The organism is Streptomyces sp. NPDC015032 (assembly GCF_043080425.1).
Taxonomy (GTDB): domain Bacteria; phylum Actinomycetota; class Actinomycetes; order Streptomycetales; family Streptomycetaceae; genus Streptomyces.
In genome coordinates, this window is the sequence record NZ_JBIBVN010000017.1 from 130,896 (window position 1) to 156,052 (window position 25,157).

Sequence of the window (25,157 nt, forward strand, 5' to 3'; positions counted from 1 at the left end):
TCACTCCTTCACAGCGGGCTCGTCGGCCCGCGGGCGGTTTTCCAGGATCAGGTGGCCGACGGCGGTGTTGGACGCCGGAACATGGTAAAAGCGGTGCTTGACCTCGACCTTCCCGGTCCCGTCGACATCACTCAGGGCACCGCGGGCGATCAGCCACATGACCAGCTCGATGCCCTCCGAGCCCGCCTCCTCGACGTACTCCAGGTGCGGCACCCGCGCCAGGCCGGCCGGATCCTCGACCAGCCGGTCGAGGAAGGCGTTGTCCCACTCACGGTTGATGAGACCGGCGCGGGGGCCCTGGAGCTGGTGGCTCATGCCGCCGGTGCCCCACACCTGGACCTTCAGCGGCCGGTTGTACGACTCGATCGCCCTGCGCAGCGCCCGGCCGAGCTCGAAGCAGCGGGCGCCCGAGGGCACGGGGTACTGCACCACGTTGACGTGGAAGGGGATCACCTTGCACGGCCACTTCTCGACATCGCCGAACATCAGCGACAGCGGGACGGTGAGGCCGTGGTCCACGGTCATCTCGTTGGCGAGGGTGAGGTCGAAGTCGTCCCTGATGAGCGAGTGCGCGATGTGCGCGGCCAGGTCGGGGTCACCCTCGATGCCGGGGACGGGACGGGGCCCGTACCCCTCGTCGGCGGTGGCGTAGGCCGCGCCCGTACCGAGCACGAACGTCGGGATCAGGGACAGGTCGAACGACGAAGCATGGTCGTTGTAGACCAGGAAGATCACATCGGGGAGGTTCTCCTTCTCCCACTCCTTGGAGAACTCGTACCCGTCGAAGACCGGCCGCCAGTAGGGCTCCTCGGTCTTGTCGTGGTCCATCGCCGCGCCGATCGCGGGCACGTGGGAGGTGAAGACCGCACTGGTGATCGTGGCGTGTTCGGCCGGGGGCGCCGGGTCGGCGTGCGCCGCCTCCAGGACGGCGTGGTCGATGCGGTTGCCCTCGACGGAGCGGCCGCCACCGACCATCATGGCGCGGTACTGCTCCTCGGTCATGCCGGTCATCGAACCCGCCATCTGCTGGAACGAGAACCCCAGGGTCGCGCCCCACTTGGCGAGGAAGTAGATGTTGCCGCCCTCGCGCATGGCGGCGTTGAGGTCGCGGTCGAGCAGGGCCTGTTTCTGTTCCTCCCGCAGCGGCCAGGAGTCCAGGTAGGCGCGCTCGTCGGCGAGGTAGCGCTCGCGGTTCTCCGCCGTCATCAGCGACATGCAGAACTGATTGAGGTGGTAGCCCTTGGCGGACTGCTCGGCGTCGAAGATGGTGGTCCCCGGCACCAGCTTGTAGGTCTTGTCCAGTGACATGGTGGCCTCCGGTCGTGGGCGGGTCAGTCGGCCTCCGGCCAGTACAGGCGCGTGGGGTTGTCGACGAGGAGCTTGCGCTGCAGCTGCGCGGTCGGTGCGATGTGCGGGATGAAGCCGACCAGCAGACCGTCGTCGGGCATGTGGTCGGTGAGGTTCGGGTGGGGCCAGTCGGTGCCCCACAGCACCCGGTCGGGGAACTCCTCGACCACGCGTCGGGCGAACGGCACGACGTCGCGGTAGGCCTGCCGCTCGCCGTCGACAGCCGGCGGGCCGCTCACCGACAGCCGCTCCGGGCAGGTCACCTTGCACCAGATGTCGGGTCTTGCCCGCAGGAAGTCCAGGAACGTCTCGAACTCCGGGCCGTGCGGGTCCTTGGTGACATCGGGCCGGCCCATGTGGTCGATGACCAGGGGCACCGGGATCGAGAGGAAGAAGTCGCGCAGGTCGGCGAGGTCAGCTGCCTCGAAGTAGAGGACGACGTGCCAGCCGTAGGAGACGATCCGTTCGACGACGTCCTGCAGGTCCTGCTGCGGTGCCGCGTCGACGAGTCGCTTGACGAAGTTGAAACGTACGCCGCGGACACCGGCCTCGTGCAGCTCCCGCAGCTCGGTGTCCGAGATCCCGGGCCGTACGGTGGCGACGCCCCGGGCCAGCCCTCCGGAGACCCGCAGAGCATCGGTCATGGCGCTGTTGTCGGCGCCGTGGCAGGTCGCCTGGACCACGACGTTGCGGGCGAAACCCAGGTGGTCGCGCAGCGCGAAGAGCTGGTCCTTGGACGCGTCGCATGGGGTGTACTTCCGCTCGGGCGCGAACGGGAACTCGGCTCCCGGACCGAAGACGTGGCAGTGCGCGTCGACGGCGCCCTCGGGCATCTGGAATCGCGGCCGGCTCGGACCGGCGTACCAGTCCAGCCAGCCAGGAGTCTTCTCGAAGTTCGTCATCATCAGTCCTCGTAGCGCAGGCCGAGTTCGGCCAGTGGGCCGCGCATGCCGTACATGTCCAGGCCGAGCTCGCCTGCGCGGAACCGCGCCCGCTTGCTCTCCTCGCCCGCCTCGCGCCGGGCCGCCGCCTCGGCGACCTCAGCGGCCCGCTCGCGCGGTACCACCACCACACCGTCGCCGTCCGCCACGACGACGTCGCCGGGCCGCACAAGAGCGTTGGCGCAGACCACCGGCACGTTGACCGAGCCGAGGGTGGCCTTGACCGTGCCCTTGGCATTGATCGCCCGGGAGAAGACCGGGAAGTCCATCTCCTCCAGGGTCGCCCCGTCGCGTACACCGCCGTCGATGACCAGGCCCTGGCCACCGCGGGCGCGGAACGAGGTGGCGAGCAGGTCGCCGAAGAATCCGTCCTCGCTCTCGGTCGTGCAGGCCGCGACCACCACGTCGCCTTCCTGGATCTGCTCGGCGGCGACGTGGAGCATCCAATTGTCGCCGGGCTGCAGCAGCACGGTCACCGCGGTGCCGCACAGCCGGGCGTGGGGGTGGACGGGGCGCAGGTAGGGGCGCATCAGCCCGGTCCGTCCCATGGCCTCGTGGATCGTGGCGACGCCGAATGCCGACAGCGCGGCGACGTCCTTGGGGTCGGCGCGGGTGATCGAGGTGTGGACGACACCGATCTCGGTGTGTTCCATGGTTCTTCTCCTGGGTCAGTGGCCGGCGGCGGTGAGGCGGGCGGCGAGTCGGGGGTAGACGCGCAGGGCGTTGCCGGAGTAGACAGCGGCGCGTTCCTCGTCGGAGAGGTTCGCGGTGGCCTCGACGTACCGCTTCGTGTCGTCGAAGTGGTGGCCGGTGCACGGGTCGATGTCACGCACCGCGCCGATCATCTCGCTCGCGAAGAGGATCGAGCGGCTGGGGATGACCTCGGTGAGCAGGTCGATGCCGGACTGGTGGTAGACGCAGGTGTCGAAGAAGACGTTGTCCAGCAGTGTCTCGGGATCCGGCCTGCCCAGCGCCATCGCCAGGCCGCGGAACCGGCCCCAGTGGTAGGGCACCGCGCCGCCGCCGTGCGGGATCACGAACCGCAGAGTCGGGAAGTCGGTGAACAGGTCTCCCTGCATCAGTTGCATGAACGCCGTGGTGTCGGCGTTGAGGTAGTGGGCGCCGGTGGTGTGGAAGGCCGGGTTGCACGACGTACTGACGTGGATCATGGCCGGGATGTCGTACTCGGACATCGCCTCGTAGACCGGGTACCAGCTGCGGTCGGTCAGCGCAGGCGCGGTCCATCTGCCGCCCGACGGATCGGGGTTGAGGTTGACGGTCACCGCGCCGAGCTCCTCGACTGCGCGGCGCAGCTCGGGCAGACAGGTCGCGGGGTCGACGCCCGGCGACTGCGGCAGCATCGCGCCCATCGCGAAACGGCCGGGGTAAAGCGTGCTGACGCGGTGGACCAGGTCGTTGCAGATCCTGGCCCACACCGAGGAGACCTGGAAGTCGCCGATGTGGTGGGCCATGAAGCTGGCCCGCGGGGAGAAGATCGTCAAGTCGCTGTCGCGCTCGTTCATGAGCCGCAACTGATTGCCCTCGATCGCCAGGCGCAGGTCGTCGTCGGTGATGACCAAGTCGTCGGGGTCGGGCGCCTCCTCGGGAGAGCCGACCGCCGCCACCTGTCGGTCCCGCCACTGCGCCAACTGCGGCGGCGCTGTGGTGAAGTGACCGTGACAGTCGATGATCATGGGTTGTCTCCTGGTGGTCGTCCTGGTCAGTGGGGACGGGTGGGCCAGCCGGTGTACTGCTCGGCGAGATAGGTGCGACCGGCGCGGGTGCTGACCACGTTGTCGAGCTCGCCGAGCTGGCGTCGCAGGTCGAACGGCGTGCTGCCGGGCGCGGTGTGCAGCAGTTGGGTCATCCAGTAGGAGAAGTTCTGCGCCCGCCAGACCCGCTGCAGGGCACGCGGCTGGTATTCGTCCAGCGCGGCTTCGCCCGCACTGCCGAGTGCTTTCAGTAGGACATCGGCGAGCACCTTCACGTCGTGCAAGGCGAGGTTGAGGCCGCGAGCACCGGTCGGCGGCACCGTGTGCGCGGCGTCGCCCGCGAGCGCCATCGAGCCCCAGCGCATCGGCTCCTGAACGAACGAGCGAAACCGCAGGACCGTCTTCTCCAGGACTGGTCCTTCCTTGAGGCGGAAGCCGTCCTGGCCGGCCACGCGGGCCTGGAGCGTCTCCCAGATGCGGTTGTCCGGCCAGGCGTCGACGGACTCTTCGGGGCCGCACTGGAAGTACATCCGCTGCACGGTCTCGGTGCGCCGGCTGATCAGTGCGAACCCGTGCTCGGAGTGGGCGTAGACCAGCTCGGGTGCGCTCATCGGAGCCTCGGCCAGGATGCCGAACCACGCGAAGGGGTACTCCTTGCCGTACCGAACCCGCCCGTCCTCGGGCACCAGGTCGCGGCACATGCTGCGCGACCCGTCCGCACCGACCACATACCGCGCCCGGATCTCGTGGCGGGACCCGTCGGGTGCGATATAGCGCACCCGGGGAGCATCGGTCGTGACGTCGAGGACTTCGGTGTCCTTGACCCCGAAGTGAACCACGCCGCCATCGCGGTCCCGGGCGTCGGCCAGGTCGATGAACACATCGGTCTGCGGATAGAGCCACACCGACGCGCCCAACAGCTCCTTGAAGTCAATGTGGTGCGGCCGGCCGCCGAAGCGGAGCTCCACCCCTTTGTGCTCACAGCCGTCGCGCAGAATCCGGTCGGACACGCCCGTCTCGACCAGATCCCGGGCTGCGTCGGCCTCGAGGATTCCGGCCCGCTGGGTCGTTTCGATCTCGCGGCGGGTGCGGGTGTCGACGACGATCGTCTCGACTCCAGCACGCCCGAGCAGGTGCGCCAGCATCAGGCCGGCTGGACCGGCACCGATGACAGCGACGGGAACCGAGGCAACGGTGTCGACGGCGGCGTCGGCCATGGCATCTCCTGAGCAACTGCGAACGTTCCGAACACCCCGAACGTTGGCACCCGGGACCGTAGCTGGTCGCCGGTGTTTCCGTCAGGCGGAAGCCCGCATGAATGTCAGGCCGTAGTACGGGTACGCCGTCCGAGTTCGTCGGAGATCCCGTACGCAGCCCGCAGCAGCGGCTCACGCAGACCCCGGGCACGGTCCGCGCTGCGCGCCGCGATCACGATCCCCAAGGCGGCGCTGACGGGCCCAGTCCGGCCGATCCTCACCGGTGCGGCCACCGCAACCGTGCTCTGCGAGAGCTGCCGGTCGCTGACGAAGACCTGCTCACGGCGGATACGGTCCAGCTGCGTGCGCAGCGTCTTCGGATCAGTGACGGTGTGCGGAGTCCAGGCCCGCAGTGGCGATTCGAGGACCTCCTCCTGAATCTCCAACGGCGCGTGCGCGAGCAGCACCCGCCCCATCCCTGTGGAACCGACGGGGAACCGCGACCCGACCATCGTCAGCAGCTCTACCGACCGGTGCCCGGCGATCCGCTCGATGAACACGAGCTCCGTGCCCTCGCGTACCGCGAGTTGGACGTTCTCGTGGGTCGCCTCGTAAAGATCCTGCATGAACGGCAGAGCCACATCACGCAGAATCTGGGTACGGGGGCAGCCTGAAGCAATCTCCCAGAGCCGCAGTCCAACATGCCAGGACCCGCCCTCCCCGCGTTCCAGCGCTCCCCATTCCGCCAGCTCCGCGACCACCCGGTGCGTCGTGCTCAAGGCCAGGCCCGTGCGCTGTGCGATCTCGGACAGAGTCTGCGACGGGTTCTCTCGGTCGAAGACCGAGAGAACCTCGAGGACTTTTCCAGCTGCCGTGCTCCGGGTTGTGCTCACGCGGTCAGTCTCGCAGACCGGCGTTGAGCTCCCCGATCGAGCGCCGTACCATCTGCCGGACACCAAGGAGGCGACGTGGACCGAGAGATCTCTGGACTGTCCTCGATGGCGACGCGGCCGATACTGGCCGAGCTGTCCGAACACATCCGGCTCGCGCACGGGCTTCCCGTGCGTTTCGAGGCCGGCGGCGGGGTCGAGATCGCCCGGCGGGTGCGCGAGGGCGCCGAGGCCGACCTGCTCGTGCTCGCCGACGGAGCGCTGGCCACGCTGGAGAAGGACGGGTACCTCCTGGCGGGCACGGCGCGACCGCTGTGGATCTCCCAGGTTATTGCTGCCGTGCCAGAGGGATCACCGGTTCCAGTGATCGGCTCGGAATCCGACCTGCGGGCTGTTCTGAGGTCCGCAAAGAAGATCGCCTACTCAACCGGTCCCAGCGGGACGGCCTTGATCGATCTGATCAGCCGACTGGGTCTTGCCGACGAGCTTTCCGACCGGCTGGTCCAGGCACCACCGGGGGTTTCGGTCGGCAGTCTGCTGTCATCCGGCCAGGCCGATCTGGGCTTCCAGCAGCACAGCGAGCTGATGGCTCTGCCGGGCGTTGCCATCGTCGGCCCGCTGCCAGGTGACACCGCCATCAGTTCGACATTCAGCGCAGGAGTGCTGGCCTCCGCATCCCAGCCGAGCCGTGCCCTCGAAGTCCTCGACCTCCTGCGCTCCGACGCGGCGTCGAGGACCGCCCAAGCCAGGGGCATGCGGGCGTCCGGACACTGAGAGCCTGTCGGGTGACCTTCGATCGGGTAGCGGACGCGGTCTGGTGCGTGTGATTCCAAGGCGCCGGGAGGGACTGCGGGGACATGTCGCTGGATGGGAACGGGGCGGTGTCCGTGGCCGCGACCAGCAGTACGGACTCGGCGCTCAAGCGGGCCCGACTTGCACTGAACATGACGCTGGAGGAAGCATCCGACGCACTTGACGCAATCACCGGCGGAGCGACGGACGCGAGCCTGATGAGCGCGTGGGAATCCGGCCGGCGGCGTACGGGCAAACGGAATCGGGCCGGTCTGTGCCGGTTATACCGGGAGCGCCCGGAGGCGCTGTTCGCCCATCAGGACGGCGCGGCCACCAGCGTGCTTGAGACCTCCGGTACTGCTGTGGTGGTCAAAGTCCTCACTCGTTGGACCGACTTGGTCGAGGCGGTGGTCGGCGTTGCCGCCGGAGCGCGCGAGCAGCTGGTCGTCACCGGAAGCCGGTCGCGGGAGAAGGCGTACTTGTCGGCGATCGAGACGGCTATGGCCCAGCAGCCGGACTTGGTCCACTACCGGGTGCTCTACGGGCCGCCGCGGCACCTGGCGCTTGCTGACCACCTGGTGCGGCTGCTGGAGCTGCGCGACCCGTCCGCACGTCGTAACGGCGTGAAGACCCTTCACATCGGGATGGTGGCGTCAATGCGCCCCCACTCTCCGTGGACCCCGACGAACACCATCATTTTCTCCTTCGTCCTGTGGCGGAGCCTTGCGACGGACGTTGTAGGCCTGGTCTGACAATGGTGTCCCCCGGGCGGAGCAGCGCGCTACGCGGTCTGCGGTACTGGTCTCGCCCTCTGTGATGGCAGGCCCAGTCCGTTGTTGACGGGTGCTGTGCGCCACCCAACGGTAGATGCTCTGGCCGCGTCGGCGGGGTTGCCCGTGTCAGCGCTCCTCGTAGGCGGGCCTCTGCTTGGCTGGCGTGGGGCGGCGGAAGGCACCACCGCCCCGCCACGGTCACTTGTCCGGTGTGCCCGTCTCAGCACTGGCCTCAACCAGTTTGGGCCGTGCGACAGGTGCGCCGTCGTCGAGCGTGATGCGCACCGTGTGCTGGGTTCCCCTGCCGACGGTGTCGAGCTCGTTGGCGAACCGGTCGTACGCGGTGGCCGCCAGGGCCCAGTCGGCGGTGAGGAACTCGGCCTTGTCCCGGGTGTCCCACAGAGCGATCAGGAGCGCGATCAGCGACCGCCCGGACAGGGCGACACGTACCCGTCCATCCTTGATGTCGTCGACGTTGGGCGGGGTACGGAAGTGCGTCTGATTGGTGCTCAGGCCGGTGAGGTACTCCCACGTGTCGCGGTGGCACACGAGCTCCGCCAGGGCGACACCGGCCGCCTTCATCAGCCGGACACCGTGCTGCACTTCCGGCGCGAGCCCCTCAACAACAAACTGCTCCTGGCGGCGGGCCTGCGGCGGGATCACCGGACCGGACTGCGTGGCGGGTGCCGTGCCGCGGTACGCGGCCGCCGCCGCCTGCTTCAGCACGTCCTGGCCGTTTCCGTTCTGGGGGCCGACCCCGGCGGGACGGATGTCGGAGGTGTGGGGGACCGGGCCGGGCTCGCTGTGGTTCATGGGCTCCTCTTCGGATTCGGAAGACGTGTCGGTTTCAGGCAGGGGGCGGGTCTCAGCAGCCGGTGCGTCGGTGTTCTCCGGCGGCGCGGGAGGGGGAGCGGCGAGCAGCGCCTGAGCCAGCTCGGTGCGGGCCGTTGCCAGGTCTCGCCGTGTGTCGGTGACGTCCGAGATCAGCCGTTCCTGACGGCGGCGCAGTTCCCGGTTCTCCTCGCACAGCCCGGAGGTGCCTGCCTGGACGGTCTCCAGGATCTTCAGGTACTGCTGGTGTATCGCTTCCTGCCTGTCCGTCACGGGCTTCAGCTGGGCCTCCAGCTGTCCGGCCAGCTCCTTCTGAAGCCCTTGCAGGGCCTTCTCGAAGTCCGCTTTCCTCATGTATCTGTCCGATCACCTTCTGTTAATGACGGTCGGAACCTCCCCACTCTGCAGGTCCGGTAATGCGATGATTTCCAGCCGCCCATATCCGGTCGCGGAACATGGCGGGCCGGAATCAGAGAAGCCCGCACCAGGTTCGCCGGCTCCGTCCGCCCGGTACCGGGTTCAGGGGAGTGGGGTGCCACCGGTCGCGTTCGCGATCTCACCCGTGATGAAGGAGGCGTTCGACGAGGCCAGAAACACGTAGGCCGGTGCCATCTCGGCAGGCTGCGCGGGACGGCCGAGCGGGCTCTGCTTGCCGAACTCGCGGGTGTCGGGCAGTGTGGCCGGGATGAGCGGCGTCCACACCGGCCCGGGGGTCACCGCGTTCACGCGGATGCCGTTGGACGCCTAATAAACCATGGGAACGGGCTTTGGCGGGTGTTTCAGCCGAAGTGTCCGGCGCCGCTCTTCTCGCGGCTCGCAGCGCTTCTTCCGCCGCCCTCGCCGTCCCCGTCGTTCTCGTCACTCGCATCGTCCTGGTCATCGGGGACCCAGCGCAGTACGTCGCCGGGCTGGCAGCCGAGGGTGCGGCAGATCGCGTCGAGCGTCGTGAACCGCACCGCCTTGGCGCGCCCGTTCTTCAGCACGGCGATGTTGGCGGGGGTGATGCCGACGGCGGCGGCGAACTCTCCGACCGACATGTTGCTTTTGGCGAGTTGCACGTCCAGGTTGACGACGATCGCCATCACACCACCTCGGCGATCTCGGCGTGGCGCGGGGGTACCGCCCGCCGTGTCACCGCGGCCGACCGGCACAATTGCGGACGATGAACCACCGCACGAACCCGGAGTGACCGTGTCCTCGTCTTTCCAGCCGGTCCTGGACCGTATCGCCACCGACATCGCGAACACGCCGGGCCGGGGTCGGCCCGCCGACTACATTCCGGCCCTGGCCTCGGTTGATCCTCGCCGCTTCGGCATGGCCGTCGCGGAGCTGGACGGGACGGTGTACGGCGTCGGTGACTGGCGGGTGCCGTTCTCCGCACAGTCCATCACCAAGGCCTTCACACTCGCCCTGGCTCTGTCCCTAGAGGGCGAAACCCTGTGGGAGCACGTGGGCCGCGAGCCCTCCGGCAACCCGTTCAACTCCCTGGTGCAGCTCGAATACGAGCATGGCATCCCGCGCAATCCGTTCATCAACGCGGGCGCCCTCGTCGTCACCGACCGCTTGCAGGCCCTGACCGGGAACGCGGTGAACACCCTGTGTGAGTTTTTGCGCGCTGAGAGCGGCAAAACGGATCTCACCTTCGACAAGGAGGTCGCCGCTTCCGAGTCCGCGCACGGCGCCCGCAACGCCGCGCTGGCGCACTTTATAGCGTCCTACGGCAACGTCACCAACCCGGTGCCTGTTCTCCTGGACCAGTACTTCCGGCAGTGCTCGATCGAAGCATCCTGCGCGGATCTCGCCCTGGCCGCCGGATTCCTGGCCCGCCACGGGGTCCTCTCCGACGGCTCCCGCCTGCTCACGCGCAGCGAAGCCAAGCAGGTCAACGCGGTCATGCTCACCTGCGGCACATACGATGCCGCTGGCGACTTCGCCTATCGTGTGGGCCTGCCCGGCAAGAGCGGCGTCGGTGGCGGCATCATCGCCGTCGTACCTGGCCGCTGCACCCTGTGCGTGTGGAGCCCCGGCCTGGACGAACGCGGCAACTCGGTGGCGGGTGTCGCGGCCCTGGACCGCTTCACCACACTGACGGGGCTGTCGGTGTTCTGACCGGTGCCGGCCTCGGTACTGGTGTGATCGCCTAATCAACTGTCGCCGGTTCCCCGAGGAACCCAGCCAGCTGGTGGCCGACTGTGGTCGTCAGCTGTCTTCCTGGTTTTCATGGAGCCGTCTGGGCGTGCGGAGTGTGCCCGGCGGTTCCTGGCAGGTGCTGCGGAGCCTGGCTGGTCCAGATTCCCGCAGCAGTCCCGAGGGCACTGTCGCGTTGACTGGCCGGGTGGGTTGATCTTCTGGGTTGGTCGTGCCGGGGAGGGATTCGTTCGTGTCGTCCGCGTCGCCGTCGTACAAGGGCCACCGGTAGCCGGTGGAGGTGATCGCGCACGCGGTATGGCTGTACTTCCGCCTCCCGCTGTCCTTCCGCGAGGTCGAGGAGCTGATGCTCGAGCGCGGCGTCATCGTCTCCTACGAGACGGTGCGCCGGTGGTGCCTGAAGTTCGGCCAGGCCTACGCGAACAGCCTGCGCCGCAGGCGTCCTCGGCCCGGCGACAGATGGCACTTGGACGAGGTCTTCATCAAGGTCAACGGCGAGGTGAAGTACCTGTGGCGGGCCGACGGCGTCGACGGCAACGTGTTCGACATCCTGATCCAGACCCGCCGCGACAAGGCCGCGGCCAGGCGTTTCTTCCGCAGACTCCTCAAAGAGACCGGCACGGTGCCGCGGGTGGTCGTCACCGACAAGCTCCGCTCCTACAGCGCCGCCCACCGCGAGGTGATGCCCTCGGTCGGGCATCGCTCCCACAAAGGACTGAACAACCGGGCGGAAAACTCACACCAGCCCACCAGGCAGCGCGAGCGCGCGATGAAGGGCTTCCGCAGCGTCGGTGGCGCTAAAAACTGCTACTGAGCTCGCCGGTGCTTGACCTGCTACTCTTCGAACGTACCGCACCTCTTGGCGGCCTCTCACACTCTCCTTACTCAGAGGTTTGTCATGCCGTCATCTCTCAAGGTGCGCCTGTTCCACCGCGACGACCGTGATCAACTGACCGAACTGGTCAACGCCCATGTCGCCGCCGTCATCCCCGGCCTCTCCGTCTCCGTGAACACGGTGCTGAGCCAACTGCAGCGACGTCCTGACGAGCTCATCCTCGACCCCTGGGTCGTCGAGCGCGTCACACTCGTTGCCGAGCAACGTCGACACGTCGTCGCGGCGGCCCACCTGCTGCGCTACGGTGCCGGCCCCACGACCGGCGAGGACTACCGTGACGCCGGCGTCATCGAATGGTTCGTGTTCAGGCCGCCGAGTTCCTTCTGGCCGGACTCCGAGTCCGCGGCCGAGGTCCTGATGACCGCGTGCCTTGCGCAGATGACGCGCTGGGGCGTGGCACGGCGTTATGCCGAGGGGCAGCTCCCGGCACCGGGAGTCTGCGGTGTCCCGGCTGCATGGGCGCATATCCGGGCCTTCTACCTGCGGGCCGGATTCGCTCCCCTCGGCCCCACCGAGACGCTGCTGATGGCCGAGGTGACCGACCTCGCGGAACGGACGGCCGCAACGAGGCTCCCGGGCACTACCGTGCAGCGCACCCTCGGTGAATGCGGAACCCGGTTCTCCGCCCGACAGGGCGAGAACATCATCGGGTACGTCGAGGTGGACACGTCCCTGGACCGGCCCGAGCGGTACGCGCGAAACGGAGGGCTGGCCGACCTGTCCGACCTTCACGTCAACGAGCGCTACAAGGGCACGGGCGTCGAAAGATGTCTCCTCGCGCACGTTGCCCGCTGGCTCCGGCTGGCCGGCGTCGACCGGCTGCTTGCCTGCGCTGCGGCGGACGACCCAGGGGAGGTCGAAGCACTCAGCGAGTACGGCTTCCAGGAGCTGTCCTCCATGGAACGGGGATGGGTGCACCGGCCCGCCGCCGGGAGTTGAAAGCCCCCAACCTTCTGAGTCGCCATCCGAGCAGGCGGCTTTGGCTCCCGTCCGTCCGACCCGCAGGTGGTAGCCCGCGACTGCGGCGCGGACGGGCGGACAGGGCAGCGGTGTCGAGCGGAACCAGGAGCACGGTCCCCTTCCGGCCGGGAAGCCAGACCCGCAGCGTTGGGTCCTCCGACCGGCGACAGGGCACGGGGTGAAGCCTCGCCCGGCGTCGAGTTACTGCAGAACGGAGCGGGGAAGCGCCCGGACCTGCTGCTGGAGAGTCGCTGATCCCTTCGTTCGGTCGGATTGACTCCCTTGGGCGGCGAGCCGCGGGAGGGCCGTGCCGCGCACGGCCCGGGTAGCCCCCGCAGGGGTGCTGCCTCCGAACGCGCGGCAGCCGAAGCGCCGGCCGTGAAGCCGCGCAGCAGTTTCGGCATCGGGCGTCGCCGGTAGCGGGGCGGCTTCCGCCTCCGGCCGGGCTTCCCCGTCCCCCGACGCCGAGACGCTGGCACAGGCGTGCGCGGTCCTGGCCGGCGCTGCGCACACGGGACTCTGCCGTTCCTGGGGTGTCTCGACCTGGATCCGCGCCCGCTCATGGACTTCGACGTGCCGTGCCCTGATGTCCTCATGGTCCGGGCGGGCTGCTGGTTGGGGTCGGCGTCCTCGAAGTGACCGAGGCCATGGCCAAGCGGTGGTGTCCGTCGCAGGTGTGGGGCATGAGCCCCTTCGGTGGAAGTACGGCCGAGGCGGTGTGGGAGCGCTTCGCCCCGCGGGTCTTCCTGCGGAATCCCACGCCAGCCACGAAGGTCCAGGCCGCTTTCCGCTCCTCCTACGGCCTGCCCCGGGTCGACGCGGTCGCGGTCGGCACAGACGACATCCATCACCTGCGGGAACCGACCGAGGCCCTCCGTAACGCCGGCTGCCCCTTCGAAGCCTGGTTCCAGGAGCGCACGCGCATGGTGCCGCCGACGCTCACGGATGAGCAGTGGGCATCTGTGGAGGACCTCTTCCCAAGACCCAAGAAGCGGTCCAGGATTGTTCCCCCGCGACTCGCGTTCGAGGCGTCGTTGTACAAGGTTCGGCACGGCCTCATGTGGAAAGATCTGCCGGAGCACGTCACTCAAGGGAAGCGCCCACAGAGCCTCTACCAGCGTGCCCTTGAGTACCTGAAGACCGGAGCTTGGAAGAGGGCGGTATGCGCACTGGGCGACTACGACGGCACACCGGTTCCGCCCCTTTACGGTCTACCGGACCTTTGCATCACAGGTACCTTCGACCCGCGCCCGGGCGGCCCCGCGAAGCGCGGTGTGGCCGGGGGAGACGTCACGATGTCCGAGGGCGCGCCCGCACACGTTTCAAGCTGTTCATGGCCTATCCCGGTGTCTTCTGCAGCGACGACGGCCAGATCCTGCGCGCCATGCAACGGGGCTCCCACAACGGCGGCCTGATCATGATGCACGCGGAGAACGGCATTGCCATCGACGTCCTCGTCGAGCAGGCGCTGGCCGAGGGACGCACCGATCCGCGCCACCACGGCGATGTCCACAAGGTGGCGCTGGAGGCCGAGGCCACCCACCGCGCCGTCCAGCGCGCCCGTGTTGCCGGGGCCCCGCTGTACATCGTGCACGTGTCCGCGGACGAGGCCGTCGCCGCCCGCCACAAAGGACTGCCGGTCTTCGGCGAGACCTGCCCGCAATATCTCTTCCTCTCCACCGACAACCTCGCCGAGCCGGACTTCGCGGGCGCGAAATACGTCTGCTCCACCCCGCTGCGTCCCAAGGAACACCAGGCAGCACTCTGGCGCGGCCTCAGGAACAACGAACTCCAGGTCGTCTCCACCGACCACTGCCCCTTCTGCTTCTCCGGCCAGAAGGAGATGGGCCGCGGGGACTTCTCGAAGATCCCCAACGGCATGCCCGGCGTGGAGAACCGGATGGACCTGCTCCATCAGGCGGTCGTGGACGGCCACCTCTCGCGCCGCCGCAGGATCGAGATCGCCTGCGCCTCCCCGGCCCGGATGTTCGGCCTCTACCCGAAGAAGGGCACCATCGCCCCGGGCGCCGACGCCGATGTCGTCATCTACGACCCGGCGGCCGAACAGACGCTCTCCGCCGAGACCCACCACATGAACGTCGACTACTCGGCGTACGAGGGAAAGCGGATCACCGGCCAGGTCGAAACCGTCCTTTCGCGCGGTGAAGTCGTCATCGACGGACGGAAGTTCACCGGCCGGGCCGGTCACGGCATGTACACCCCGCGCGCCACCTGTCAGTACCTGGACTAGGAGCACCCGTCATGGACTTCGGACTCGTCCTCCAGACCGACCCGCCCGCCTCGACCGTCGTCGGCCTGATGCGCCGCGCCGAACGCAACGGCTTCCGCTACGGCTGGACCTTCGACTCGACGGTGCTCTGGCAGGAACCGTTCGTCATCTACAGCCAGATCCTCGAACACACCGAGCGCCTCGTCGTCGGCCCCATGGTCACCAACCCGTCCACCCGCACCTGGGAGGTCACCGCCTCCACCTTCGCCACCCTCAACGACATGTTCGGCAACCGCACCGTCTGCGGCATCGGGCGCGGTGACTCGGCGATGCGGGTCGCCGGACGCAGGCCCAACACCCTCGCCCGCCTCGGCGAAGCCATCGATGTCATCCGCGACCTCGCCGAGGGGCGGGAGGCGAGCGTCGACGGGCAGCCGGTCCGGATCCCCTGGGTGAGGGACGGCAGACTGCCCGTCTGGATGGGCGCGTACGGCCCGAAGGCGCTCGCCCTCGCCGGACAGAAGGCCGACGGCTTCATCCTCCAGCTCGCCGACCCGTTCCTCACGGAGTGGATGGTCAAGGCCGTACGGGACGCGGCGGCGGAGGCGGGCCGCGACCCGGACTCCGTGACCATCTGCGTCGCCGCCCCCGCGTATGTGAGCGACGACCTCGGCCACGCCCGCGAGCAGTGCCGCTGGTTCGGCGGCATGGTCGGCAACCACGTCGCGGACCTGGTCTCCCGGTACGGCGAGCACTCCGGACTCGTTCCCGAGGCACTGACCGCGTACATCGCCGGACGGTCCGGCTACGACTACAGCCATCACGGCCGCGCCGACAACCCCGACACGGCCTTCGTGCCGGACGACATCGTCGACCGGTTCTGTCTGCTGGGCCCCGCCGAGGCGCACATCGAGAAGCTCCGGGCCCTGCGCGACCTGGGAGTCGACCAGTTCGCCGTCTACAACATGCACGACGCGCGCGAGGCGACGATCGACGCCTACGGCTCGCAGATCATCCCCGCCCTGGCCACCTGACCACTCGACCACCTGACCACTCGACCACCTGGCCCCCGGTCGGTCCCCCCACGGTTGTCCGTACGCCCTGCGCCCCGCCTCGCACGGCACCGCTCCCGAGCGAAGGGTCCAGCCGCCATGACGTCGACCGTCCCACCCACACCGCCCCTTCCACCGGTCCCACCGCAGGACCGGAGGTGCTCGGCGGGCGCTCCCGCGCCGCCGTCACAACGGCGAGATCCGACGGCTCAGCAGCGCGTTGATGTCGTACGTCTGATTCTGCGGCGGCGTGGCCGTGGGCACCGGCTCGTCGAAGGCTGAGAAGCCCACGACCGCGTTCGCCCCGCCGCCCCGGACCGTGATCCTCAGCGGATACGGCTTGCCCGTGGCCGCGACGTACGTCGTCAGCGTCCTGCCGTCGCCGAGGCGGGTCACCGGTACCGCCGGAGCCCCGTCGAGCGTGGTCCTCCTGCCCTTGTTCAGCGTCCCGCGGCCGTTGTCCGCGTGGTCGCCGAACAGGTTCCGGAAGGTGTCCAGATCGCATCCGTTCACCACGTCGCGCAGCCTCGGATCGGCGGCCGAGCCCTTCATGTAACGCCCGTTGAGGATCGCGGCGAAGGCCGGGCCGCTGTCCGGAACCTGGCTCTTCCAGAAGTTCGCGTCCGGCTTGACCCAGACGTCGTCGCCGCGCTTCACGATCCGGACCGACCCCTGGCTCCTGCCCAGGTCCACCGAACCGGTGCAGTTGCCGTCCCGGTCCAGGATGAGGTCCAGGGCCATCGACGGGTTGCCGCCCCTGCCGAGGTCACCGTGCGCGCTGAGGCGCAGGGAACGGGCGCTCAGGAGCGCGTCCCGGGAGCGGTCGGCGATCTGCTGGGCGGAGAGCCTGTCGATGCCGTTGTCCGCCCGCGCCGCACCGCCGCCGATGACGCCCCCGCTCGTGAGTCCCAGCACCACGACCGCCGCCCAGACGGCCTGCCGGGTGCCGATGAGTCGGCCGGTCACGGCGCCTCCCTCGAAGGGCCCGTCGGGCCTGTTCAGGTGTGCGATCCGATCGTTTCGAGCGTACGCCGGGCAGTGGGGGGTCGCGCGACGGCGGACTGCCGCCGTCGCGCGTACACAGGGTGATGTTCTGCCTCGTTTTGTGTCATGAACGGCGGGGGACGGTTGCCGACGCACCGAGTTCGTCACCGACGAGGAGGAACAGGAAGACATGAAGCTGTCCATGGGGAGCGTGTCCGGGACCGTGCTCCGGGGCGTCGTCGTCGCCGGGTCGGCCGCGGCGCTCGTGATGCCCGCGACCGTCGCCACCGCTCTGGCGCCGGGGGCGACACCGCCCGGTCTGTCCTGCGAGACCGGAAAACATGAGATCGACGACTACACGGGCTACGCGCTGTGCCGCAACGACGGAAGCGCGGCGCAGACCTTCTGGGTACATCTGGTCTGCGGCTGGTCGCCGGACGTGGACGGTGAGCACGTCACGCTCAACCCGGGACAGTCCGGTCAGTCCACCGCGCACTGTGCCGGCCTCGGGACCGGTATCGGCGAGATCAGCGTTCAGCCGTAGCCGTAGCCGTAGCCGTAGCCGTAGCCGTAGCCGTCGCCGTAGGCCGCGCGGCGGCCGACGGGCCGCTCCGGTGCCCGTACCGGTCGGGGGACGCGCCGCACCGTCGGATGCGTCTCGAAATCTCCCTCGAACTCCGCTTTCACGCACTCCCCACCAGTACGTTTGCCGTTCACTTCCACCGGTGGACCCGGCCAGGGGCACGGACACTCTCCGGCCAGTCTCCTCCGAACGGTTGAGCGGATCGCCCACGACTCGTTACTCTCCGGTAAGTTCGTTCGGGCGTACAGGTGCGGGCGCGCGCACCCGCCGATGCGAGGAAGGCGGGCAGCCCATGTCCTCAACGGAAGCCGTCGAAACCACCGAACCGGTCGGCCCGGCCGGACTGGCCGACAGCGCACGGGAGCTGGTCGAGGGCCGCACCACCTCGACCGAGCAGGTCTCCGCGGCCCTGACCCGTATCGAAGGGAGCCAGGGCACCCTCAACGCCTTCCGGCATCTGCGCGTCGAGGCCGCGCTGGCCGAGGCCGCCGAGGCCGACCGCAGGCTTGCGGCGGGGGAGCGGCTGCCCCTGCTCGGGGTGCCGGTCGCCGTCAAGGACGACACCGATGTCCTCGGGATGCCGACCTACTTCGGCTGCGACGGCCGGCTGCCCGCCGCCACCGCCGACAGCGAGGCCGTACGCAGGCTCCGGGCCGCCGGAGCCGTGATCGTCGGGAAGACCAACTCCTGCGAGCTGGGCCAGTGGCCGTTCACCGAGGGGCCCGCCTTCGGCGCCACCCGCAACCCGTGGAACACCGCGCACACCCCCGGCGGCTCGTCCGGCGGTTCCGCGGCCGCCGTCGCGGCCGGGCTCGTACCCGCCGCGCTCGGTTCGGACGGCGCCGGGTCCGTCCGTATCCCCGCTGCCTGGACCCATCTCGTGGGCATCAAACCGCAGCGCGGCCGGATCTCCGTCCACCCGCAGAACGACGCCTTCCAGGGCCTGACCGTCAACGGGCCGCTGGCCAGGACCGTCGCCGACGCGGCCCTGTTGCTCGACGCGGTCGCCGGCCCCCACCCCGACGACCCGCATCGCCCGCCGCCCGTCGAGGCATCGGCCGCCGCCCGCCGCGATCCGGGCAGACTGCGCATCGCCCTCGCCTGGCGCCCCCCGCTCACCCTCACCGGCTCCGCACCCCACCCCGACGTGCGGCGGGCCGTCACCGCACTGGCCGAGGCCCTCGCCCGCCTCGGCCACGACGTCGAGGAGGCCAGGCCGCGCTACGGACTGATCGGCCTCGGCTTCGTCCCGCGCGCCACCGTCGGCATCGCCGAACTCGCCGCCCGCCACCCCGACCCCGCCCTTCTCGACCCGCGCACCCGCAGTGCCCTGCGTACCGGCACCCGGCTCGGTGGCCGGGTGGTGCGCGCGGCCAGGGAGCGCGAGGTGCGCCAGCACCGCAGGATCGGCGCGTTCTTCCACACGTCCCGGGCCGGCGCCGGCTACGACGTACTGCTCACCCCGACGACGGCCCTGCCCCCGCCCCCGATCGGCAGGTTCGACGGGCTGAGCGCCTGGCGCACCGATGTGACGATGGCCGAGGCATGCCCGTATGCCTGGCCCTGGAACGTACTGGGCTGGCCCGGCATCAACGTGCCGGCCGGGTTCACCTCCGACGGGCTGCCCGTCGGCGCCCAGTTGCTCGGCCCCTCCCGCAGCGAGGAACGGCTGATCTCCCTCGCCGCCCAGCTGGAGGCCGACCGCCGCTGGTACGAGCACCGGCCCCCCGCACCCGCCCCCTCCGTCAGGCCGGGCGGCGGGCGCTGACCCCCCACCCGCCCGCATCAGCACACCGTCCGGGGTCTCGTATGGGAGCGGCACCCCGCTCCCGCCGCCGCCATGTCGTCCGATCGCCGCATTCGTCGCCGGACCACCCGACCGGACCACCGCGTCCGGTTTCGAGAACCTCAGCTGCCGGGAGCGCGAGGCCGGCGCACCGGCCGCCCGCGGTCCCACCGACGAGGAGACCACCGCACACAGGGTGGTCAGCCCGTACACCGTGAAGACCCGTGTCAGCCGGGCCACGGCCGAACCGGGTGTCCGCGACCGGGCGCAGCTCGTCGTCCTCGCGTACGGGCCGGGCCGCGTCGCACCCAGGGCCCCCGGATCCTGACGCCGCACCGCGGTGGCTGCCGCCCGCCCGGTCCGTGGTCACCGACATTCGCACGGGAGCGCCGAAGGCGGGACCATGGAGCGGAACGGAGTGGATGGGTGGTGAGCCAGTATGGCGTCCGCAGGCTCGCAGTCGGCGCCCGGAGCCGAACCGTCGCAGCCCAGCACGCCTCAGCACTCCTTCGACACGGCGAACGAAGCGACCGCGGTGGTCGCCGGGACCGGAACGGTCATCGGCTGGACGCACAGCGCGGAGGATCTGCTCGGATACCACGCCGCGGAGGTGGTCGGGCGGTCCGCCGGTTTCCTCCTCGCCATGCCCGAGGACCCGCTACGGGTGGCGGGCATCGCCGAGCGGTGCCGCGCGGGCGTGGGCTGGAGCGGCGTCGCCGATGTGCGGCGGCACGACGGGCAGCGGGTCGCCGTGGATCTGCGGGTCTCAGCCGCGTTCCACCTGGACGGCCGGGAGTGCTTCCTGGTCTCCGGGCGCGAACGCAGGACGGAGTTGGCGGTCGGGCAGTCCGTGCTCGACGCCTTCCTGACCAGCTCACCGATCGGTATGGCGGTGATGAACCCGCAGCTGCGCTACGTCTGGATGAACGACACCCTGGAGCACATCGGCGGCGTCCCGCGGGCACAGCGGGTGGGCCGCCGGATGAGCGAGGTGCTCCCGGGACTGGAGGCCGACGCCATAGAGACGCTGATGCGCGGAGTGCTGGACACCGGGGTCCCCGTCATCGACTACGAGTACCGGGGCTGGAGCTGGGCCGATCCGCACCGTGAGCGCGCCTATTCCACCTCGTTCTTTCCTCTGACCAACGGCGGCGACACCGTCACCGGCATCTGCTACATGGTTCTGGACGTCACCGACCGGTGGAAGGCCCAGCAGCGCCTGGCCCTGGTCAACGACGCCGGCGCCAGCATCGGCTCCACCCTGGACGTGATGCGCACGGCTCAGGAGCTGGCCGACTTCGCGGTGCCGCGGTTCGCCGACTTCGTCGTCGTCGACCTGCTGGAGCCGGTCGCCAGCCCGGAGGAGCCCGGCCCCTGGCCCCTGGGCACGGGCCCCACCGCCGCGGGCCTTCGCCGTTCGGGCCCTGCGGGGCCGGACCTCTCCGCCTCGGGCCCGTCGGGTATGGGAGCCGCCGGTCCCGGTACCGACAGCGCGTCGGGCCGGCCGAAGCTGCGCCGCGCGGGGATGAGCTCGGTGCGGGAGGGCTGCCCGGAGGCGGTCTACCAGGTCGGGGACCTGGTGGACTCCATACCCCCGCCCCACGGCGTCCGGTTCCTCAGCGACGGCGAACCCGTTCTGATCCCGGTCCTCGAGTCCGTCCGGCGGCTGTGGGCGGTCGAACAGCCCGCCAGGGCGGCGACCATCCGCGACTTCGGTCTCCACTCCCTCATCGCCGTACCCATGCGGGCCCGGGACACGGTGCTCGGCTTGACCACCTTCGTGCGAACGGTGAACCTGGTCCCCTTCGAACCCGACGACGTGCTGCCGGCCCGCGAAATGGTCGCCCGGGCGGCGGTGTGCGTGGACAACGCCCGCCGCTACACCCGCGAGCACGCGGCGGCGCTGACCCTCCAGCGCAGCCTGCTCCCGCACACACTGCCCGGAGGAATGGCCCTGGACGTGGCCTCCTCATACCTCCCGGCGGACGCCAAGGACGGTGTCGGGGGCGACTGGTTCGATGTGATCCCGCTCTCCGGCGCCCGGGTCGCCCTGGTGGTCGGCGATGTCGTCGGCCACGGCATCAGCGCCGCCGCCAGCATGGGCAGGCTCCGCACCGCGGTGCACACCCTCGCCGACATGGACCTTCCCCCCGACGAACTGCTGGCCCACCTCGACGACCTGGTGCTCCGCCTGAGCGACGAAGAACCCGACGGCGAGGCCAGCGGCGCGACCGTCCTCGGTGCCACCTGCCTGTACGCGGTCTACGACCCGGTCACCCAGCTCTGCACGATGGCACGCGCCGGCCACCCGCCCCCCGTCGTCGTCGCCCCGGACGGGCGCGTCAGTTTCCCCGAACTGCCCGCGGGGCCCCCGCTCGGCCTGGGCGGGATGCCCTTCGAGACCGCCGAGACCGTGCTGCCGGAAGGCAGTCTCATCGGCCTCTACACCAACGGCCTCATTGAAGGCAGGGACCGGGACATCGACCTCGGCATGTCCCGCCTCGGCGCCGCCCTGTCCCAGCGCGGACTTCCTCTCGACGCACTGTGCGCGACGGTCGTCGAGCAACTGCTCCCCGTACCCCAGCCCGACGACGTCGCCCTGCTGCTCGCCCGCACCCACGAGCTGAGCGCCGACCACGTCGTCTCCTGGGACGTGCCCCCCGACCCGGCCGCGGTCGCCGGCGTCCGGGCCCGCACCGCGCGCCTGCTGCGGGCCTGGGGCCTGGAGGAACTGGAGATGACGACCGAGCTGATCGTCAGCGAACTGGTCACCAACGCGGTGCGCTACGCCACCGGACCGATCCGGCTGCGGCTGCTGCGCCAGTCCGTCCTGATCTGCGAGGTCTCCGACGGCAGCAGCACCTCCCCCCGGCTGCGGCACGCCAGGACGACCGACGAGGGCGGGCGCGGCCTCTTCCTCGTCGCCCAGCTCACTCGCCGCTGGGGTACCCGCTACACGCCCGAGGGAAAGATCATCTGGACCGAGCAGGAGCTCCCGGCGACGGTGGCGTGAAGGCGACGGTGGCGTGAAGCCTCGGTACGCCCGTTGCCGGGGGCGTGGGGCACGGACGGGGCGCGGTGCGGCCCCAGGGGTTACGGCACTCGGGCCGTCCACTCGGCCGTACCGAACTTGGTGCGCACGAGCTCCTCGGCCCGGGCCAGCTCCTCGGGGGTGACCTGGCCGCGGGTGAGACCGTGGCGCTTGCGGAAGGAGTCGATCATGTTGTCGATGACGGTTCCGCGCGGAAGTCCGGTCTGCCGGCGGAGCGGGTCGACGCGCTTCTTGGCGCTCTTGGTGCCCTTGTCGGACATCTTCTCCTTGCCGATGCGCAGGACATCGAGCATCTTGTCGGCGTCGATGTCGTAGGACATCGTCACGTGGTGCAGCACGGCGCCGGGCCCGCCGTCGGGGCCCACGACGCGCTTCTGGGCGGCTCCGGCGATCTTCCCGATCTCGGTCGCGATGTCGTTGAGCGGCTGGTACCAGGCTTTGATGCCCATGTCGCCGAGAGCCTCCAGGACCCAGTCGTCGAGGTAGGCGTAGCTGTCGGCGAAGGAGAGACCGGAGACGAGGGACTGGGGCACGGCGAGGGAGTACGTGATGGTGCTGCTCGGCTCGGCGAACATGGCGCCGCCTCCCGAGATGCGGCGGACGACAGTGACGCCGTGGCGGTCCGTACCGACGGGATCGACCTCGTTGCGCAGGGACTGGAAGCTGCCGATGATGACGGCGGGCGAGTCCCATTCCCAGACCCGGAGCGTCGGCGGGCGCCGGCCGGCGGCGACCTCCGCCGTGATGACCTCGTCGAGGGCCATGTGGAGTGCGGGGGACTGCGGGGCCTCGTGGATGAGCTGCCAGTCGTAGTCGCTCCACTCGGTGGCGTGCGCGAGGGCCCGGCGTACGGCGACGGCCACCCCCTCGGAGCTGAGGCCCAGCATCACGGTCGAGGGAGGAAGGGCCGCGTCGATCCGGGCGGCGAGCCCGGCGGTGTCGGTGTGGGCGGGGGCGCCTTCGAGCGCCGCGTCGATCGCGAGAATCGCCTCGTCCGGTTCCAGGAAGAAGTCCCCGGCGACCCGTACGTTGCGCAACGCCCCGCCCTCGACGTCCAGATCGACGACGACGAGCTTTCCGCCCGGGACCTTGTACTCACCGTGCACAGCCATGCCTCCAGGTCTGCCCGACTCTTCCGCGAACCGGCTCCGAACAGCTACAACGCCCTGGGCACGCGATTTAATCCGCCGTCATGAGGCGGGCGTGCGCGGAGAGCCCCCTCGCCGAGGCCGCCCGGGCCCATGCCCTCGTCGAACAGCGACGCAACCCCGGCACGGTCGTGCTCGTTCCCCGGGCCATTCCCCTCCCGGAGGCCGCGGGTCACGACCCGCGGGGAACCATCGCGCACTCCACGGGACTTGTAGCCGCCGTTCGCGGGAACCTAGAGTGGGCGCGTCGTGGTGTTCGGGAAGACCGGTGAAAGACTCCAGAAGTCTCAGGCCGGAGCGGCCCTCGCCACTGTGATCGGGGAGTGTCCGTCCCACTGACGCCACTGGCCGCAGCGCGCGGCTGGGAAGGCTGGGGCGGGCACGAGCGAACCCGTCAGCCAGGAGACCGGCCACGGCATCTCACGAAGTCATCCACGAGGTGCTGGAGCGTGACCGTATGACCCTGCCCGAATCCGCTGTGTTCACGTGGCGGCGCGAGGACACCATCCGTACCGCGGGGCTGCTCGTGGTGATCGCGGCTCTGCACGTGGTGGCGTTCGGTGTGCTGTTCCTGCTGGTCGTGCCGGAGCACTACCAGGTCGGTTCCAGAGCGTTCGGCGTCGGGCTCGGGATCACCGCCTACACGCTCGGCATGCGGCACGCCTTCGACGCCGACCACATCGCCGCCATCGACAACACGACCCGCAAACTGATGGCCGACGGCAAGCGGCCCGTGTCGGTCGGCTTCTGGTTCGCCCTCGGACACTCCAGCGTGGTCATCGCCATGGCGGCACTGGTCGCCGGGGGAGCGCGCCTCGCGGGAGTGCTGATCGACGAGGATTCGGGCGCGCACCAGGTGCTCGGTGTGGTCGGCACGACCGTCTCCGGGTCCTTCCTCTACCTGATCGCCGCATTGAACCTGGTCGCGCTCGCCGGCATCCTGCGCGTGTTCAGGGCGATGCGCGCCGGCCGTTTCGACGAGGCCGAGCTGGAGCAGCACCTGGACTCGCGAGGGTTCATGAACCGGATCCTGGGCCGGTTCACCCGGTCCGTCACCCGGCCCGGCCAGATGTATCCGCTCGGATTCCTCTTCGGTCTCGGCTTCGACACCGCCACGGAGGTCACCCTGATGGTCATGGCGGGCAGTGGTGCCGCGGCCGGTCTGCCCTGGTACGCGATCCTGTGCCTGCCCCTGCTGTTCGCCGCCGGGATGAGTCTGTTCGACACGCTCGACGGGACGTTCATGAACTTCGCCTACCAGTGGGCCTTCTCCAATCCCGTACGCAAGGTCTTCTACAACCTCGCCATCACGGGCCTGTCGATCGCGGTCGCCTTCCTCATCGGCACGATCGAGCTGGTCACCGTACTGCACGACAAGCTGGATCTCCGGGACTCGGTCACGAGCTGGATATCCGGCCTGGACCTGGGCAACGTCGGCTACATCGTCGTCGGACTCTTCGTGCTGGTGTGGGCGGCGGCGCTGGTGTACTGGAGGATTGCGAAGGTCGAGGAACGCTGGACGGCCCGCGCCGCCGACAGTGGCTGACGCCGGGTGCTTCGTCCGACTCGTGCGCGGCGGCGAGGAGCAGTTCCGCTCGTGCGATCCGGGCGCGGCCACCCGGGAGCGGACTGTGCATGGAGGCATGACGTGGGTGGCGTACGCCTCACGTGCTGAGGGAAAGCGGTCCGGGGCCGGGTGGTGAGTGGACACCACGCGGCCCCGGACCACCGGGACTGTGCCGGAGAGGGCGGGTCAGCCCTTGCGGGAGTTGACCTCTTCGGTGAGCTGGGGCACGACCTGGAAGAGGTCGCCGACGACGCCGTAGTCGACGAGGTC

At 69.7% G+C, this 25,157-nt stretch carries 21 protein-coding genes, 3 pseudogenes and 1 riboswitch; of the genes and pseudogenes, 12 read left to right on the forward strand and 12 right to left on the reverse strand.

Annotated elements, in window-relative coordinates; all coding sequences use genetic code 11:
* The 6 genes from ligA to ACF08M_RS23695 form a co-directional block, all read right to left on the reverse strand.
* Positions 1-1,308, reverse strand: coding sequence for a protocatechuate 4,5-dioxygenase subunit alpha (ligA, locus tag ACF08M_RS23670; protein WP_392187255.1), 1,308 nt, complete (start codon positions 1,306-1,308; stop codon positions 1-3).
* Between the two features lie 23 nt (positions 1,309-1,331).
* Entirely contained in the window at positions 1,332-2,252 is a 921-nt protein-coding gene (locus ACF08M_RS23675) for an amidohydrolase family protein (RefSeq protein ID WP_392187256.1), read from the reverse strand.
* On the reverse strand, positions 2,252-2,941 hold the full coding sequence (gene ligK, locus ACF08M_RS23680) for a 4-carboxy-4-hydroxy-2-oxoadipate aldolase/oxaloacetate decarboxylase (protein ID WP_392187257.1): 690 nt from the start codon (positions 2,939-2,941) through the stop codon (positions 2,252-2,254). Before ligK ends, ACF08M_RS23675 begins: the two co-directional genes overlap by 1 nt.
* Positions 2,942-2,956: 15 nt before the next feature.
* Positions 2,957-3,982 (reverse strand): amidohydrolase family protein, encoded by a 1,026-nt coding sequence (locus ACF08M_RS23685; protein WP_392187258.1) that lies wholly within the window; start codon positions 3,980-3,982, stop codon positions 2,957-2,959.
* A 26-nt stretch (positions 3,983-4,008) separates the two neighbouring features.
* Complete coding sequence (locus ACF08M_RS23690; protein WP_392187259.1) at positions 4,009-5,217, reverse strand: 4-hydroxybenzoate 3-monooxygenase; 1,209 nt, start codon at positions 5,215-5,217, stop codon at positions 4,009-4,011.
* A 104-nt stretch (positions 5,218-5,321) separates the two neighbouring features.
* Complete coding sequence (locus ACF08M_RS23695; protein ID WP_392187260.1) at positions 5,322-6,089, reverse strand: IclR family transcriptional regulator; 768 nt, start codon at positions 6,087-6,089, stop codon at positions 5,322-5,324.
* Positions 6,090-6,164: 75 nt separating this feature from the next.
* On the opposite strand from ACF08M_RS23695, the gene ACF08M_RS23700 reads away from it, so the two are divergent.
* Positions 6,165-6,860, forward strand: a complete 696-nt coding sequence (locus ACF08M_RS23700) for a substrate-binding domain-containing protein (protein WP_392187261.1) — start codon at positions 6,165-6,167, stop codon at positions 6,858-6,860.
* An 83-nt stretch (positions 6,861-6,943) separates the two neighbouring features.
* Positions 6,944-7,630: an XRE family transcriptional regulator gene (locus ACF08M_RS23705; protein ID WP_392187262.1), complete on the forward strand. Its 687-nt coding sequence runs from the start codon at positions 6,944-6,946 to the stop codon at positions 7,628-7,630.
* A 219-nt stretch (positions 7,631-7,849) separates the two neighbouring features.
* Here the strand turns inward: ACF08M_RS23705 and ACF08M_RS23710 are convergent, their stop codons facing one another.
* The 3 genes and pseudogenes from ACF08M_RS23710 to ACF08M_RS23720 form a co-directional block, all read right to left on the reverse strand.
* Positions 7,850-8,836, reverse strand: a complete 987-nt coding sequence (locus ACF08M_RS23710) for a hypothetical protein (RefSeq protein ID WP_392187263.1) — start codon at positions 8,834-8,836, stop codon at positions 7,850-7,852.
* A 165-nt stretch (positions 8,837-9,001) separates the two neighbouring features.
* Positions 9,002-9,226 (reverse strand): annotated as a pseudogene (locus ACF08M_RS23715) (SDR family oxidoreductase); the annotation flags it as partial.
* Between the two features lie 35 nt (positions 9,227-9,261).
* Positions 9,262-9,564, reverse strand: coding sequence for a helix-turn-helix domain-containing protein (locus ACF08M_RS23720; protein WP_392187264.1), 303 nt, complete (start codon positions 9,562-9,564; stop codon positions 9,262-9,264).
* A gap of 103 nt (positions 9,565-9,667) precedes the next feature.
* Here ACF08M_RS23720 and ACF08M_RS23725 point away from each other — a divergent pair, with 103 nt between their 5' ends.
* From ACF08M_RS23725 to ACF08M_RS23750, 6 genes and pseudogenes are all read left to right on the forward strand, one after another.
* On the forward strand, positions 9,668-10,591 hold the full coding sequence (locus ACF08M_RS23725) for a glutaminase (protein ID WP_392187265.1): 924 nt from the start codon (positions 9,668-9,670) through the stop codon (positions 10,589-10,591).
* Positions 10,592-10,901: 310 nt separating this feature from the next.
* Positions 10,902-11,426: pseudogene (locus ACF08M_RS23730) on the forward strand (IS6 family transposase); the annotation flags it as partial.
* A gap of 102 nt (positions 11,427-11,528) precedes the next feature.
* Positions 11,529-12,464 carry a GNAT family N-acetyltransferase gene (locus tag ACF08M_RS23735; RefSeq protein WP_392187266.1) on the forward strand — a complete coding sequence of 312 codons (936 nt, stop codon included), beginning with the start codon at positions 11,529-11,531 and terminating at the stop codon, positions 12,462-12,464.
* Positions 12,465-13,408: 944 nt separating this feature from the next.
* The gene (locus tag ACF08M_RS23740; RefSeq protein WP_392187279.1) at positions 13,409-13,900 is read left to right on the forward strand and encodes a transposase; all 492 of its coding nucleotides are present in this window, start codon (positions 13,409-13,411) and stop codon (positions 13,898-13,900) included.
* A pseudogene (locus ACF08M_RS23745) lies at positions 13,801-14,736 on the forward strand (amidohydrolase family protein); the annotation flags it as partial. The gene ACF08M_RS23740 and the pseudogene ACF08M_RS23745, both read left to right, overlap by 100 nt.
* Before the next feature lie 11 nt (positions 14,737-14,747).
* Positions 14,748-15,749, forward strand: coding sequence for a TIGR03842 family LLM class F420-dependent oxidoreductase (locus tag ACF08M_RS23750; protein WP_392187267.1), 1,002 nt, complete (start codon positions 14,748-14,750; stop codon positions 15,747-15,749).
* Between the two features lie 204 nt (positions 15,750-15,953).
* Here the strand turns inward: ACF08M_RS23750 and ACF08M_RS23755 are convergent, their stop codons facing one another.
* The gene (locus ACF08M_RS23755) at positions 15,954-16,733 is read right to left on the reverse strand and encodes a hypothetical protein (protein WP_392187268.1); all 780 of its coding nucleotides are present in this window, start codon (positions 16,731-16,733) and stop codon (positions 15,954-15,956) included.
* A 208-nt stretch (positions 16,734-16,941) separates the two neighbouring features.
* Between ACF08M_RS23755 and ACF08M_RS23760 the strand changes: the two genes are divergently transcribed.
* Complete coding sequence (locus tag ACF08M_RS23760; protein ID WP_392187269.1) at positions 16,942-17,295, forward strand: hypothetical protein; 354 nt, start codon at positions 16,942-16,944, stop codon at positions 17,293-17,295.
* Here the strand turns inward: ACF08M_RS23760 and ACF08M_RS23765 are convergent.
* The gene (locus ACF08M_RS23765; RefSeq protein ID WP_392187270.1) at positions 17,286-17,438 is read right to left on the reverse strand and encodes a hypothetical protein; all 153 of its coding nucleotides are present in this window, start codon (positions 17,436-17,438) and stop codon (positions 17,286-17,288) included. The two genes, ACF08M_RS23760 and ACF08M_RS23765, sit on opposite strands and share 10 nt — an antisense overlap.
* Before the next feature lie 188 nt (positions 17,439-17,626).
* Between ACF08M_RS23765 and ACF08M_RS23770 the strand changes: the two genes are divergently transcribed.
* Both ACF08M_RS23770 and ACF08M_RS23775 read left to right on the forward strand, forming a co-directional pair.
* On the forward strand, positions 17,627-19,102 hold the full coding sequence (locus ACF08M_RS23770) for an amidase (RefSeq protein WP_392187271.1): 1,476 nt from the start codon (positions 17,627-17,629) through the stop codon (positions 19,100-19,102).
* Positions 19,103-19,559: 457 nt separating this feature from the next.
* Complete coding sequence (locus ACF08M_RS23775; protein ID WP_392187272.1) at positions 19,560-22,133, forward strand: SpoIIE family protein phosphatase; 2,574 nt, start codon at positions 19,560-19,562, stop codon at positions 22,131-22,133.
* An 80-nt stretch (positions 22,134-22,213) separates the two neighbouring features.
* Here the strand turns inward: ACF08M_RS23775 and ACF08M_RS23780 are convergent, their stop codons facing one another.
* Positions 22,214-23,278, reverse strand: coding sequence for a biotin/lipoate A/B protein ligase family protein (locus tag ACF08M_RS23780; RefSeq protein WP_392187280.1), 1,065 nt, complete (start codon positions 23,276-23,278; stop codon positions 22,214-22,216).
* A gap of 275 nt (positions 23,279-23,553) precedes the next feature.
* Positions 23,554-23,750: riboswitch (cobalamin riboswitch) on the forward strand.
* A gap of 27 nt (positions 23,751-23,777) precedes the next feature.
* Here ACF08M_RS23780 and ACF08M_RS23785 point away from each other — a divergent pair.
* Positions 23,778-24,866: a HoxN/HupN/NixA family nickel/cobalt transporter gene (locus tag ACF08M_RS23785; protein WP_392187273.1), complete on the forward strand. Its 1,089-nt coding sequence runs from the start codon at positions 23,778-23,780 to the stop codon at positions 24,864-24,866.
* Positions 24,867-25,157 lie beyond the last annotated feature (291 nt).